Source organism: Nonomuraea sp. 10N515B (genome assembly GCF_052245915.1).
Classification (GTDB): domain Bacteria; phylum Actinomycetota; class Actinomycetes; order Streptosporangiales; family Streptosporangiaceae; genus Nonomuraea.
The window spans coordinates 33,528-45,770 of the sequence record NZ_JBQQBQ010000068.1; the positions used below are offsets into that span (position 1 = coordinate 33,528).

Sequence of the window (12,243 nt, forward strand, 5' to 3'; positions counted from 1 at the left end):
GGCAACCAGCAACGGACGCGGCCTCTTCTCGAAAGGACGACACTGATGAGCGCTGTAGTCGTAGGCGTGGACGACTCCGAGGACAGCCTGCGGGCTGTGGAGTGGGCCGCCGGCGAGGCCGGACGCCGCCGGCAGCCGCTGCAGATCCTCCACGCCTTCATCTGGCCCCTCCTCGGCGTACCGCTTGGACGGGCGCCAGGAGCGCCACCCGAAGGCGGCCTCCGGCACGCCGCCGAACGCATCCTGGCCACCGCACTGGCGCGTGCGCACGCGGTTGCGCCCGACGTCGAGGTGACCACCAGCCTGCCGGAGGGCGAGCCCGTCACCGCACTGCTGCACCGTTCCCGCCAAGCGGGCCTTCTCGTCGTGGGCAGCCGCGGGCTCGGCGAAGTCGGCGGTCTGCTGCTGGGCTCGGTAGGCGCCCGACTCGGGGCAGAGGCGGCCTGCCCGGTCGTGGTCGTGCGCGGGCCCGTCACGCCACCCGGACCTGTCGTGGTGGGCATCGCCGATCGTGGCGAGAGCGAGGCTGTGCTCACCTTCGCCTTCGCGCATGCCGCCCGGACCACGAATGCCCTGATACTGGCGCATGTCGGTGACGAAGGATCAGCCAGTGGGAGTCGCTCGCCCCTGCCCGAGCGCGACCTGGCCCGATGGCAGGAGCGCTTCCCCACGGTCACGATCGACCAGGAAACTCTCACCGGCCAGCCGGACAAGGCACTGATGCACGCCGCGTCCCAGGCATCCCTGCTCGTCGTCGGCTCTCACCACCGCCACGAGCTCAGCGCACTCATGCACGGCTCGGTCAGCCAGGCCGTCCTGCACCACGCCACCTGCCCGGTGGCGATCATCCAGATCCACCCATAGGGACACAGACCGCCGTGCGGCTGATCCACGCAGTCAGCCGGCCTGCCGGACATCCACTCAAACCACGTATGGAGGAAACATGAGCGTCCCAAGCGGTGAGAACGAGTTCCTGATCGAGCTCGAGGCCGAGGTCGAGATCGAACTGACCGAGGTCGAGGCAAGGCAGCCGGATGAAGGACTGCCGGTCACCGACTGGCTGTTCGATCCGACGGACGCCGAGCGCGAGGAGATCGGCCTGCGGGGTCTGCGCGACGCGATCGAGGTGCTGGAGGACGATGCCCGGCCTGGCGGCGACGTTGCTTGAGACGCGGATCGCCACGCTCGACAGTCTGCGTGAGCACCTGCAGTGGGCGGTCGAGCTGGAGCATGCGACCTTGCCGCCGTACCTGTGCGCGCTGTACTCGCTGGACCCCGAGCGCAACCCGGAAGCCGTCCAGGTGGTGGGCAGCGTCTTCGCCGAGGAGATGCTGCACCTTGCCCTGGCCGCGAACCTGCTCAACGCCGTCGGCGGCCGGCCGCGCCTGGATACGCCGCGGATGCTGCCGGGGCATCCCCGGACCCTGCCGCACGGCGACCGCTCCCTGGAGTTGTCCCTGGTTCCCTTCGGCGCGGAAGCGCTCGAGATGTTCCTGCGGATCGAACAACCCGCGCCGCCCAGCGCTCCGGCGGAGGGCGACGCATACGAGACGATCGGGCAGTTCTACGCCGCGATCGAACAGGGACTGCGCCACCTGTGCGACCGTCTCGGCGAGCAGGCGGTCTTCTGCGGCGATCCGGCCCGCCAGGTGAGCGCCGCCCATTTCCGGCGCACCGCCGGCCGGCTGATCGCCGTCGACGGTCTGGCCTCCGCGCTGGCAGCGCTGGAGGAGATCGTCGAGCAGGGTGAGGGGACCGCCCGCGGCGAGGTCTGGGACGGGGACCAGGATGTCTTCCACCCGGAACGGGACGAGGTCGCGCACTACTACCGCTTCCAGGAGCTCAAGCTCGGCTGGCGTTATCGGCGTGGCGACACCCCGGAGTCCGGACCCACCGGGGAGATGATCTCCATGGATCTGGCCGGCGTCCTTCCGATGAGGCGCAACCCGCGACCTGCGGACCCGGGCAGTGCGATCGGCGCGGCGCAGGAGGAGTTCAACCACACCTACTGCGCCATCCTGCACCTGCTGGAGCTGGCATTCAACGGCAACCCGAAGCTGCTCGCGGTCGCCACCGGCACCATGTACGCGCTCAAAGCCCAAGCCCAGGCCTTGATGCGGATGCCCGACGGCGAGGGCACCACGGCCGGCCCCACCTTCGCATACGTCGCACCCGAACGGCGCAGGTGGAGCGTCGGCGACCACCAGCGGATCGTCGTGCTCCGCGACGGCCCCTACGTCGTGTACGGCGGCGTTCCTCTCCGGCGCAAACTCAAGATCGTCTCTGCCGAGAACGACGCGATGACCTGGAAGACCGGCGAGCCGCTGGAGACCGAGGACACCTACGCGCTGTGCCGCTGCGGCCATTCGGGGTCCAAGCCGTTCTGCGACGGAACCCACGCCGTGATCGGGTTCGACGGTACGGAGAGCGCGGAAATGCGGCCGTACAAAGAACTGCAGCACGTGCACGACGGAGTGGGCATCTCGGCCCAGCGGGTGGGAGAGCTGTGCATCCACGCCGCCTTCTGCCTCGGACGCACCAGGCCGATCGCCGCGATGCTCGCCGACTCCGCCGACAGCGACGTGCGCTCCACCATCATGGGCCGCATCGACCACTGCCCGTCCGGTTCCTACAGTTACGCCCTCGAACGCGGCGGCGAGACGATCGAGCCCGACCTTCCGCCGGCCGTCTCGGTCCTGGAGGAGGAGGACGGACTGGCCAGCGCGCTGTGGGTCACCGGTGGAGTGCCGGTCCTGCGAGCGGACGGGCGGCCGCTGGAGACCCGCAACCGGATGACGCTGTGCCGTTGCGGCCACTCCGGCAACAAACCGCTGTGCGACGGTACCCATCGGGAGATCGGCTTCCGCGAGGAATCCCCAGGCCACGAACAAAGAAGGCCATGACTGGACGTCTGGCACGCATTGGCCAGCCCTCGTCGAACGGGGGCTGGCCATGGAGAAATGATCAGTCGGTTGCGCGGGCCGCGGTCTCAATGAGACGGGTTACCGCACCGGGATCGATGATCAGTGCGGCGTGCGAGGCCGGCACCTCGACCGTGTGGGACTTGGCGCGGGCGGTCATGAAGCGCTGCGCCTGCACCGGGATGGCGTGGTCGTCGCGGGAGATCAGCGCCCAGGACGGGACGGTCTTCCAGGCGGGCGTGCCGGAGGGATCGTTCAGCGCACTGAAGGTGATCGGCCGCTGGGTGACGGCGAGGAGCGCGCTGGTGGAGCGGGGCAGGTCGGCGGAGAAGATGTCAGCGAAGGTCTCGGTCTTGAGGTAGACGTCGGCGTCGCCGGAGGCCAAGGGCACGGTCGTGATTGTGTCGTTGTTGATCTTGCTGCCCTCGTACTTGCCGGCCAGGCCGAAGACGCTCTCACCCTGGTCGGGGATGATGGCTGAGACGTACACGAGGGCCTTGACGTCGGGGTCGGCGTTGGCGGCGTTGGTCACGACCGAGCCGCCGTAAGGCCAACCCGCTGCGCGGCCTGGCCTCCGACGTCGCGTACCTCAACAGCCTGCTCGCCACCGTGGACGGGCCTCTTGTCCTGGTCGGCCACTTGACGTGGGCGAGGCCGAGGACGTGGTGCAGGAGGCGTGGCTCCGGTGGGAACGCGCCGACCGCTCGGTCGTCATCAGTCCACCCGCGTTTCTTGCGCTGACCACCACCAGGCTCGCCATCAACGTGGTCCAGTCCGCCCGGAGGCGTCGAGAGACGTCCGTCAATCCTTGGCTCGTCGAAACGGTGCATTTGGGCGCAGACCATGCGCGGCAGCTCATGCGGCGCGCCCACGAACACATCGCCACCGAGCGACGTCAGCCGGTGGACGCCGCGGCACATCGGCGTCTCGTGCGGGTTTTCCTCGCTGCGGCGCAGAACGGCGATCTCGCCGAATTGGAGGAACTTCTCGCCGCTGACGTGTCCGCGAGGCTCGGCGACTCGAGGGCGAAGCCTGCTTCGAGCCGTCCGTCGTCGGACCGCTGACAGGTAACGTCGTCAACGGACTTCCACGGAGCCGCATTAGTCGTCTGGATTTACCGGCTCCACGGTCGGTGCGATCTGCAGTGGTGTCGCGGCCCCGCCGGCGATCTCGCGCCCCTGATTCAGTGTGTAGTCAAGCTGCCTGGCCAGGTGTGGGAGGGTCGCCGGAGGTAGATACGCATCAGCGCCGGCGTCAAGGAGCCGTCGGACCGGGCCGTGGTACTGAACTCCGAGTTCGTGGTCCTCGATTTCGGTGACGATGACGCGAGCTTTCGGGAACATCGATCGGAGCGCTGCGATCAGCTGTGGGCTGCCTGGAGGTATCAGCAGCACATCGGTTGTCGCGGGAGCCGCATGCATATCGAGCACTACGTAGTCCGCCCCGAGCTGGGTGGACAGCGCAACCCGAGCCGCGGTCGACAGCTCCATCGCGGTGGCCACGACTGTCACGCTCTCGTAGTCGATCGGTGCTTGATCGTTGGCCTCAGCTGGCGCGTCGCGATCGACGATGGCGCCTTGGACCACGTCAATGGTGCTGGAGATCGTCGCGATCGACGCGCCGTCACGCGTGAGGACCACGTTCTCACCAGGCTCGAGGGCGTCGATGAGCGCCACGACGTCTTCGGGAAGGCAGGTCACGTCGATTCGCTGCGTGGAGCGTGGGGCGCGTTTGCGGATCACCAGATGATCACATGACTCCCTTTTTTGGTGCTGTGATCTTGTTGGACGCCACTACACGACCATTGGTTCGAGGCCGCGCCGGAGTTTCTCTCGCCGACCGTATACCTGTTGATGAGCGCCCTTGGCCAGACTGCGCCTATCAGGCGTTCGCCAGGAATGGGAGCAGAGTGCGGTTGAACCGCAAGGGGTGTGTGGCGTGGCAGCCGTGCGGCGCGCCCTGGATGACCTCCACGGCGCTGCCCTTGCTCTGCTCGCCCGTGGCAGGGAACGGCGTGATGTCGTCGTGCTCACCGTGAATGACCAGCGTCGGCAGCGGAATCGCGATTTCGCTGCGCAGATCGCTGCGCGCCAAAGTGGTCAGACCGGCGTTGAGCGCCTGCGGCGACGCGGCCACGCCCTGGTCACGGTAGTGGCCCTGCGGGTTGTCGTAGGAGCGGTACAGGTACGGCCGGGCGGGTCATCGCCGTCGGCTCGGCCGCCGGCTTCTCTGCCCCGGCCGGTTCGGGTCTGTACGGCGCGTCCATGGCGGCCGTCACCCTGGCAAGGCAGCCGCAGCGATCCTCGACCTCCTGGCCGTCGACGATCCTCCGCTGCGGCTGCAGCTCGGCGCCGACGCCGTCGCCCATGTCGAAGCCCACCTCGAGCACGTGGCTCAGGAGCTCGACCTGTGGCGGCCGGTCTCGCTCAGCACCGCCTCCGACCACGACCTGCCAGCGCAGAATGGTCACCGACCGCCAGGCGGCACATGATGCCGGGCCCCGGGCAGGTCCGGCCGGTATGGCGTGCCGGGGTCGCGATGACCACGGTCATCGCGTGGGCTACTTCCCGGCGTTCTGGGCGGCCCAGTCGCGGTAGCGGATCGTGCCAAGGGCGGCGCCGTCATTCGGCACCAGCGACCGCTCCAGCAGCTCTTGCCCGAAGTAGAGCGCGCGCGGGTCGGTGACCACCTCACGCGGATCGCCCCAGGACGCCAGCGTGTCGCGGAAGAACTCGTCCATCCGGAACTGCTCGGGTCCGCCGACCTCGATGCGGCCGTTCAGCGGCGTGCCCACCGAGACCCGTCCGACCGCCTGCGCCACGTCGTCGCCCGCCATGGGCTGGAAGAGCACGGGCGCCATCCGCACCTTGTCGCCTTCGGTGGCCTCGTCGGCGATGCGCCGGACGAACTCGAAGAACTGGGTGGCGTGCACAAGGGAGAACGGGATCGACGAGTTCTCGATCAGCTTCTCCTGGGCGATCTTCGCGCGGAAGTAGGGGTTGCCGGGCGGGCGCTCCGTACCCACCACCGACAGCGCGACGTGGTGACCGACACCGGCCGCGGCTTCGGCGGCGAGCAGGTTGCGCGTGGAGGTCTCGAAGAACTCCAGCACGGCCTTCTCCTCGAAGGACGGGGAGTTCGACACGTCGATCACCACCGACGCGCCTTTCAGCACCTCGGCCAGTCCTTCACCGGTGAGGGTGTTCACGCCGGTGTCGGGCGCCGCCGCCACCGCCTCGTGACCGTGCTCGCCCAGCTTCGTCACCAGCTTCGAACCGATCAGCCCGGTCCCGCCGACTACCACAATCCTCATGTCCAACCCTCTCTGTCCACCGGGGCACGTGCTGCTACCCGGACGTAGCTAAGACAAGACAGCCCTCCAGACTCGTGACAGCTACCGCGAAATTCTTGTGAGACCACCCAGGCAGCGGTCGGCAGGCACAGAACTCACGCCTTCGTGCGATGTGCGCGGCGATGCGGCAAGAGAGCGTTTCATCCGCAGGGCCGTACTTCGTGGAAAGGCGCAACATGATCATGGAGCTCCCACGTTCGTGTCCCCATGTGCAGGGGACACGTTCGCCCGTTCCGGCCGGTCATGCCGACGGCTGTGAGGAGTGCCTGCAGACGGGGGGCCAATGGGTGGAACTGCGTGAATGCCTGACCTGCGGCCATGTCGGCTGTCGTGACACCTCCCCCGGGATACACGCCGCCGCGCACTGGGCGACCACCGCCTATCCGGCAACCGCGTCGTGTGACGCGCCTCGGTGAGCATGCGGGTCTTGCCGATGCCGGGACTGCCCTGGATGAGCACCGTCGCGCCCCTGCCGGAAGACAGCGCGGCTAAGTGGGTCCGCAGCGTGGCGACCTCGGGCTGTCGTCCGCGCAACCTGTAACGGCCGAACTCGGCGGCGGCGCCGACCTCCGCTTCACGCGCGTTCATGCTGCCCTCCGATCCTCGGCCTCGATCGCTTCTCCGAGGACGCGGCACGCGACCGCCAAGAGCTGGGGCCGTGTGGTGACGAGCACCGAAGCGGCCGTGTCAAACTCGCTGATCAATGGGTCAACGGCTGCGGAGACCGTCGGACTGGTCTGCGCCGCGTCGTCTCTGTGCGACTCCAACAACTTCGTGGTCACTCGCGACTCCATGCGCACACGGCATCCCGGCTGATGCCACTGCGATCACGGTCGCCTTCTAGGCCTGTCCATCGCGCTCTGGGGAGACGCTAGTCCGTACCCTGGTCCACGGTTGTGGCTGCCTACGATCTTGCGGGGTGAGGCGCAACACGCAGGAGCCGAACCCTACGCGGGCGCTTGATCCAGCTGATCAGCGCTCCCGATCGGGGCCTGGGTTCGCGAGAGGCAGGCGGCGTGGCGGAGGATGCGGAAGGCTTCGCCCCGTTGAGGTGGTGATGCCGTCGAGGATCAGCTCCAGGTAGCGGCGCCACGCCTGCGGCTCGATGGTCAGCAGCGGCGCCGCCGTGTGCTGGATGCCGGCCAGTAGGAGGGCGACATCGGTGCCGGTGAGATCAGGGCGGACGACACCCTGTTGGCGGGCGCGGTCGGTGAGCGCTTCCGCGGCCTCGCACAGGCGATCGATCGCGTCACGTACCTGTGCGTTCTGCAGGGACGGGCGCCCGATGACCTCGCAGAACGCCCGATCTCTGACGAAGGTCTCTACGCCGGCGGTCATGAATTCGCGCAGCGCCAGGCCGGGATCGTCGGCCGTGAGCAGTGCGGTGGCGGTGTCCACGAGCTCGTCGAGCATGCCGAGCATGATCGCCGCCAGCAGCTCCTCCTTGGAGGAGAAGTGGCGGAAGACCGTCCCCTTCCCCACCCCGGCACGTTGCGCGATCTCCCCGATGGACACCTCGGCTCCGCACTCGGCGAACGCTTCGGCCGCGGCGTCCAGCAGCAGCCGACGGTTGCGCACCGCGTCACTGCGCGACGGGACAGCGGACGTCGTTCCAGTCATGCCTCTCCCTCCCGTTCATCAGTGTACTTCCTAAGATGACCAGCCGGTCCGGTTTGGTGCTAAGCTAAGGTGACCGGCTGGTCCGCTTAGCGGGCTGCGGAACCGGTGAGCTTCTTCGGAAAGGAAGAACATGAACAACACGTTGGCCGGAAAGGTCGCCCTCGTCACTGGAGCGTCGTCGGGCATCGGCGAGGCAACTGCGCTGGCCCTCTCAGCGGAAGGGGCCCTAGTCGCAGTCGGGGCCAGGCGCGCCGATCGGCTGGACGCCCTGGTGCACAAGGCGGCCGGCGAGATGCTGGCCCTCGAACTCGACGTGACCGACCAGGAATCGGTGCGGGCCGCGGTCGCGAAGACCGTCGAGCGCTTCGGCGCCCTGGACATCCTGGTGAACAACGCTGGGGTGATGCTCGCCGGCCCGATCGGGGGAGCGGACACCACGGAATGGACGCGCATGGTCGAGACCAACCTCCTCGGGTCGATGTACACGGTCCACGCGGCATTGCCGCACCTGCTGGAGCGCAAGGGTGCCGTCGTGCAGGTCTCCTCGACCTCGGGCCGGGTCGCGTCGGCCGCCAGCGGCGTCTACGCGGCGACGAAGTTCGGCATCACCGCCTTCTCCGAGGCGCTGCGACAGGAGGTCACCGCCCAGGGCGTGCGGGTCGTGGTCGTCGAGCCCGGCTTCGTCGCCACCGAACTGGCCGACCACATCACCGACCCCACGATGCGGGCCGCCGCGCAGCAGATGGCCACCTCTATGCGCACCCTGCAGCCCGAGGACATCGCCAATGCTGTCGTGTACGCGGTCACCCAGCCGCAGCACGTCGCGGTCAACGAGATCCTCATCCGCCCCACCGACCAGACCCGGTAGGCGCTGTCGAGGAGAATGGATGGCCGGCTCGTTCGGCCTGCTCCTGCGGAGTTTGCGGCGCGGTTATACGGGAGCGGCGGCTGTGGTGCCGCGGATGATGAGATGCGGGGTGATGACGATCTCCTTCTCGGCCACCGGCTTGCCCTCCAGTCGTGCGATGGCTCGCTCCACCGCCAGGCGCGCCAGGCGCGGGATGTCCTGCCCGACGGTGGTGAGGTCGATGTGGGCCAGGCGGGCCAGGTGGCTGTTGTCGAAGCCCACGACCGAGATCTCGCCAGGAACGGCCAGGCCGGCGCGCAGAAACGTGTCCAGGACGCCTGTGGCGCAGCGGTCGTTGAAGACCAGGATGGCGGTCGGCCGGGGATCGCCGCCAAGGAGGGCGCGCGCGGCCGCCGCCCCATCGTCCTCGGTCAGCCCGCCGGGCACGATCCGGATATAGCGGTTCAAACCGTGCCGGCTCATGGCGGTGCGATAGCCCCGGCGCCGGTCCGCGGCGCCCGGTGCCCGGCCGCCATCGATGTGGGCGATGTCGCGATGGCCGGCCGCCACCAGGTGTTCGACGGCCTGGCGGGCGCCTTCGTCGTCGGCGGTCCGTACGACGTCCACCCCGGCCGTCGTCCCGCGCAGCCGGCGGGCCACGGAGACGACCGGCAGCTGGGTCGCGAGCTCGGCCAGCTGGGCGGCCGGGGCCTGCGGGCCGAGCAGGATCAGGGCCTCGCACCGATCGGCGAGCAAGGTCTCGACGGCGTGCCGTTCGCTGCGGCCGGCCGTGACGGCGCTGAGGGCGACCTGGTAGCCGGCCGGCTCGGCCGCGGCGTAGATGCCCTCCACCAGATCGGTGTGGAACGGATGCTGGAGCCCGAACTGCACCCCGAGCAGCCGTGACCGGCTGCTGCGCAGCAGCCGCGCCCGAGCGTCCGGCCGGTAGCCGATCTCCTTCGCGGCCTGCTGCACCCGCTCACGTGTGTCGGCACTGGCGCCCTTGGCCCCTCGCATGACGATGGAGACCAGCGCCGTGGACACGCCCGCCCGTGCGGCGACGTCGGCCAGGGTCGGTCGTCTCCCCTCCGAGCCCGCGGGGGTTCGTGGCACTTGCTGCCCTCCTCGATGGAACCGTCCTATGAAGACGCTGCTCCACCCTACTGCAACGTTCTAGTCACCGGCACTGCGGACCCTTGACAAGGCGGTCCGCCTGCTGGCCTACTGCTAAAAGACTAGAACGTTATAGACGGATGGGTGACGATGTACACGTTGGCGGTCTGCGCCGAGATGGTCTTCACGGACGTGTCGATCCAGGAGCGCGCGCGGCGCATCCATGACGCCGGGTTCCAGGTCGAGATCTGGGACTGGAGCCGGCACGACCTGGCCACGCTGGTGCGTACGGGGGCCGTCTTCTCCTCGATGACCGGCTACCTGCGCGGCAGCCTTACCGATGAGGAGGGGGCGGCGGAGCTGCTGCGCACCGCCGAGGAGTCGGTCAAGGCCGCCGAGCGGCTGGGCTGCCCCCGGCTCAACCTGCACGGCACCGGCCTCGACGACAAAGGCCTGCCGGTGACGCCGGTGACCGGCGACGCCACCGGACCGATGTGGATGGCCGCCCACCGCACGCTCACCCGCCTCGCCGAGCTGGGCGAACGGGCCGGTGTGATCTTCACCCTGGAAAACCTCAACACCGCTGTCGACCACCCCGGCGTGCCGTTCGCCACGGCCGCCGACACCCTGGCCCTGGTCGCCGCCGTGGACAGGCCAGGCCTGCGGATGAACCTCGACCTCTACCACGCGCAGATCGGCGAGGGAAACCTGATCGAGCTGGTCCGCCGGGCCCATGCCGCGGGCCTGATCGGTGAGATCCAGGTGGCCGACGTACCCGGCCGCCGCGAGCCGGGGACGGGGGAGATCAACTACCCGGCCGTCGCCCGTGCTCTGGCCGACCTCGGCTATGACGGCACGGTCGCGATGGAGGCGTGGGCCTCCCGCGACAGCGCCCTGGCCCTGGAGCGTTTCCGCTCCGCCTTCACCCTCTGAAACCCGACATACGGAGACCGCGCATGACCACCCAGCAGCCCCTCGCCGTCGGCCTTGCCGGAGCCGGACGGATGGGCGCCCTCCATGCCGAGACCCTGGCCCACCGTCTACCTGGTGTCCGGCTCGCCGCGCTGGCCGACCCGGTCCCCGGCGCCGCGCAGCGCCTGGCCGATCGGCTCGGCTGCCCCAAGGTGACGACCGACGTCGGCGAGTTGCTCGACGATCCGGACATCGACGCCGTGGTGATCGTCACCCCGGCGCGCACCCACGCCGACCTCGTCGAAGCGGCCGCCCAAGCAGGCAAGGCCGTCTATTGCGAGAAGCCCATGGCCGTCACGCTCGCCGAGGCCGACCGCGCCATCACCGCCGCCGCCAAAGCGGGCGTGCCTGTCCAGGTGGGCTTCAACCGGCGGTACGACACCGGCTTCCGGGCCGCCCACGACAAGATCGCCGCCGGCGCCATAGGAACGCCCCAACTCCTGCGCTCCCTCACCCGCGACCCGAAACTGGCCGACCCCGCTCGCGTGCCGCCGTGGACGATTTTCCTGGAGACCCTCATCCACGACTTCGACACCCTGCGCTACCTCAACCCCGGCGCCGAAGCCGTCGAAGTCTTCGCCATGGCCGACGCCCTGGTCCGGCCCGACTTCAAAGCCGATGGCCTGCTCGACACCGCCGTGGTCACCGTCCGCTTCGACAACGGCGCCATCGCCACGGCCGAGGCCAGCTTCCAGGCCGTCTACGGCTACGACGTACGCGGCGAGGTCTTCGGCTCGGCCGGCATGCTCACCATGGGCGACCTCCGCAGGACTCACCTCACCGCGTACGGCCCGGACGGCGTCGCCGCCGAGTGCGTCACCTACGACCAGGACCTCTTCCACGACGCCTACGTGGCCGAACTCGCCGACTTCGCCGACTGCGTCCGCACCGGCCGCACTCCCGCGGTCACCGGCGAGGACGCCCGCGCAGCCCTGACCATCGCCCTCGCAGCCATCGAGTCGATCACCACCGGCGGCCCCGTCCGCGTCGGCGATCGCGAACATCTGTGACCTCACCGCGGCAGCCGATCATCCACGGTCTCCCGCTGACGATCCCGCACTGGGGGGTGCGGGGTCGAGGCGTTGCCGGCGCACACGGCGCCGGCAGCACCTGACAGCTAGATAGCACGGCCCACCCCCGACCCGCCCTCATCTGCCCGGGGCGGACAGAAAGGCAGAGAACAATGGCCCGCACATCAAGAATCGCCATAGCGGTGACCAGCGGCATGATGGCGCTCGCGTTGGCGGCGTGCAGTTCCAGCGGAGGCAAGCAGAGCACCGAAGCGGCATCGGCGCCCGCCTCCGCCTCCGGCGCGCCGACGATGACGGTCGCCTTCATCACGCACGCGGCTCCTGGCGACACGTTCTGGGACCTGGTGCGCAAGGGCGCCGAGGCCGCGGCGGCCAAGGGCAACATCA

Annotated in this window: 14 protein-coding genes and 3 pseudogenes; 9 read left to right on the forward strand and 8 right to left on the reverse strand. The window is 69.1% G+C overall.

The features are described 5' to 3' along the window. Positions 1-45: 45 nt before the first annotated feature. The 3 genes from ACTWQA_RS49790 to ACTWQA_RS49800 all read left to right on the forward strand — a co-directional run bounded on the left by ACTWQA_RS49790 (position 46) and on the right by ACTWQA_RS49800 (position 2,903). Positions 46-864: a universal stress protein gene (locus tag ACTWQA_RS49790; RefSeq protein ID WP_443165839.1), complete on the forward strand. Its 819-nt coding sequence runs from the start codon at positions 46-48 to the stop codon at positions 862-864. Between the two features lie 79 nt (positions 865-943). Continuing rightward, the gene (locus ACTWQA_RS49795; protein WP_443165840.1) at positions 944-1,168 is read left to right on the forward strand and encodes a hypothetical protein; all 225 of its coding nucleotides are present in this window, start codon (positions 944-946) and stop codon (positions 1,166-1,168) included. Further along, the gene (locus ACTWQA_RS49800; RefSeq protein ID WP_443165841.1) at positions 1,140-2,903 is read left to right on the forward strand and encodes a ferritin-like domain-containing protein; all 1,764 of its coding nucleotides are present in this window, start codon (positions 1,140-1,142) and stop codon (positions 2,901-2,903) included. Before ACTWQA_RS49795 ends, ACTWQA_RS49800 begins: the two co-directional genes overlap by 29 nt. A gap of 61 nt (positions 2,904-2,964) precedes the next feature. On the opposite strand, the pseudogene ACTWQA_RS49805 reads toward ACTWQA_RS49800, so the two are convergent. Next, positions 2,965-3,468: pseudogene (locus tag ACTWQA_RS49805) on the reverse strand (alpha/beta fold hydrolase); the annotation flags it as partial. A 97-nt stretch (positions 3,469-3,565) separates the two neighbouring features. Here ACTWQA_RS49805 and ACTWQA_RS49810 point away from each other — a divergent pair. Continuing rightward, positions 3,566-3,985, forward strand: coding sequence for a sigma factor (locus ACTWQA_RS49810; protein ID WP_443165842.1), 420 nt, complete (start codon positions 3,566-3,568; stop codon positions 3,983-3,985). A 36-nt stretch (positions 3,986-4,021) separates the two neighbouring features. On the opposite strand, the gene ACTWQA_RS49815 is transcribed toward ACTWQA_RS49810, so the two are convergent. The 4 genes from ACTWQA_RS49815 to ACTWQA_RS49830 all read right to left on the reverse strand — a co-directional run bounded on the left by ACTWQA_RS49815 (position 4,022) and on the right by ACTWQA_RS49830 (position 6,234). Then, a complete protein-coding gene (locus ACTWQA_RS49815; RefSeq protein WP_443165843.1) occupies positions 4,022-4,663 on the reverse strand; it encodes a hypothetical protein in 642 nt (213 codons plus the stop codon). A gap of 139 nt (positions 4,664-4,802) precedes the next feature. Continuing rightward, positions 4,803-5,057 (reverse strand): alpha/beta fold hydrolase, encoded by a 255-nt coding sequence (locus ACTWQA_RS49820; RefSeq protein WP_443165844.1) that lies wholly within the window; start codon positions 5,055-5,057, stop codon positions 4,803-4,805. Between the two features lie 7 nt (positions 5,058-5,064). Further along, a complete protein-coding gene (locus tag ACTWQA_RS49825; protein ID WP_443165845.1) occupies positions 5,065-5,391 on the reverse strand; it encodes a hypothetical protein in 327 nt (108 codons plus the stop codon). A 90-nt stretch (positions 5,392-5,481) separates the two neighbouring features. Continuing rightward, on the reverse strand, positions 5,482-6,234 hold the full coding sequence (locus ACTWQA_RS49830) for an SDR family oxidoreductase (protein WP_443165846.1): 753 nt from the start codon (positions 6,232-6,234) through the stop codon (positions 5,482-5,484). Positions 6,235-6,455: 221 nt separating this feature from the next. Between ACTWQA_RS49830 and ACTWQA_RS49835 the strand changes: the two genes are divergently transcribed. Continuing rightward, complete coding sequence (locus ACTWQA_RS49835; RefSeq protein ID WP_443165847.1) at positions 6,456-6,689, forward strand: UBP-type zinc finger domain-containing protein; 234 nt, start codon at positions 6,456-6,458, stop codon at positions 6,687-6,689. Here the strand turns inward: ACTWQA_RS49835 and ACTWQA_RS49840 are convergent. Both ACTWQA_RS49840 and ACTWQA_RS49845 read right to left on the reverse strand, forming a co-directional pair. Next, positions 6,658-6,861, reverse strand: a pseudogene (locus tag ACTWQA_RS49840) (ATP-binding protein); the annotation flags it as partial. The gene ACTWQA_RS49835 and the pseudogene ACTWQA_RS49840 sit on opposite strands and share 32 nt — an antisense overlap. Positions 6,862-7,245: 384 nt before the next feature. After that, a complete protein-coding gene (locus tag ACTWQA_RS49845; protein WP_443165848.1) occupies positions 7,246-7,893 on the reverse strand; it encodes a TetR/AcrR family transcriptional regulator in 648 nt (215 codons plus the stop codon). Between the two features lie 130 nt (positions 7,894-8,023). Between ACTWQA_RS49845 and ACTWQA_RS49850 the strand changes: the two genes are divergently transcribed. Further along, positions 8,024-8,761, forward strand: a complete 738-nt coding sequence (locus ACTWQA_RS49850) for an SDR family NAD(P)-dependent oxidoreductase (protein ID WP_443165849.1) — start codon at positions 8,024-8,026, stop codon at positions 8,759-8,761. Between the two features lie 63 nt (positions 8,762-8,824). Here ACTWQA_RS49850 and ACTWQA_RS49855 read toward each other — a convergent pair whose 3' ends face one another. Beyond that, entirely contained in the window at positions 8,825-9,853 is a 1,029-nt protein-coding gene (locus tag ACTWQA_RS49855) for a LacI family DNA-binding transcriptional regulator (protein WP_443165850.1), read from the reverse strand. 150 nt (positions 9,854-10,003) lie between these two features. Here ACTWQA_RS49855 and ACTWQA_RS49860 point away from each other — a divergent pair, with 150 nt between their 5' ends. The 3 genes and pseudogenes from ACTWQA_RS49860 to ACTWQA_RS49870 all read left to right on the forward strand — a co-directional run. After that, entirely contained in the window at positions 10,004-10,786 is a 783-nt protein-coding gene (locus tag ACTWQA_RS49860) for a TIM barrel protein (protein WP_443165853.1), read from the forward strand. 23 nt (positions 10,787-10,809) lie between these two features. Next, the gene (locus tag ACTWQA_RS49865) at positions 10,810-11,835 is read left to right on the forward strand and encodes a Gfo/Idh/MocA family oxidoreductase (protein WP_443165851.1); all 1,026 of its coding nucleotides are present in this window, start codon (positions 10,810-10,812) and stop codon (positions 11,833-11,835) included. Between the two features lie 173 nt (positions 11,836-12,008). After that, positions 12,009-12,243: pseudogene (locus ACTWQA_RS49870) on the forward strand (sugar ABC transporter substrate-binding protein); the annotation flags it as partial.

What these genes read in the sequence shown, in the direction of transcription:
- ACTWQA_RS49865 (WP_443165851.1), top strand. Translation starts at nt 10,810, where the DNA reads ATGACCACCCAGCAGCCCCTCGCCGTCGGCCTTGCCGGAGCCGGACGG.
- ACTWQA_RS49830 (WP_443165846.1), bottom strand. Translation starts at nt 6,234, where the DNA reads ATGAGGATTGTGGTAGTCGGCGGGACCGGGCTGATCGGTTCGAAGCTG.
- ACTWQA_RS49835 (WP_443165847.1), top strand. Translation starts at nt 6,456, where the DNA reads ATGGAGCTCCCACGTTCGTGTCCCCATGTGCAGGGGACACGTTCGCCC.
- ACTWQA_RS49795 (WP_443165840.1), top strand. Translation starts at nt 944, where the DNA reads ATGAGCGTCCCAAGCGGTGAGAACGAGTTCCTGATCGAGCTCGAGGCC.
- ACTWQA_RS49800 (WP_443165841.1), top strand. Translation starts at nt 1,140, where the DNA reads ATGCCCGGCCTGGCGGCGACGTTGCTTGAGACGCGGATCGCCACGCTC.
- ACTWQA_RS49790 (WP_443165839.1), top strand. Translation starts at nt 46, where the DNA reads ATGAGCGCTGTAGTCGTAGGCGTGGACGACTCCGAGGACAGCCTGCGG.
- ACTWQA_RS49845 (WP_443165848.1), bottom strand. Translation starts at nt 7,893, where the DNA reads ATGACTGGAACGACGTCCGCTGTCCCGTCGCGCAGTGACGCGGTGCGC.
- ACTWQA_RS49860 (WP_443165853.1), top strand. Translation starts at nt 10,004, where the DNA reads ATGTACACGTTGGCGGTCTGCGCCGAGATGGTCTTCACGGACGTGTCG.
- ACTWQA_RS49850 (WP_443165849.1), top strand. Translation starts at nt 8,024, where the DNA reads ATGAACAACACGTTGGCCGGAAAGGTCGCCCTCGTCACTGGAGCGTCG.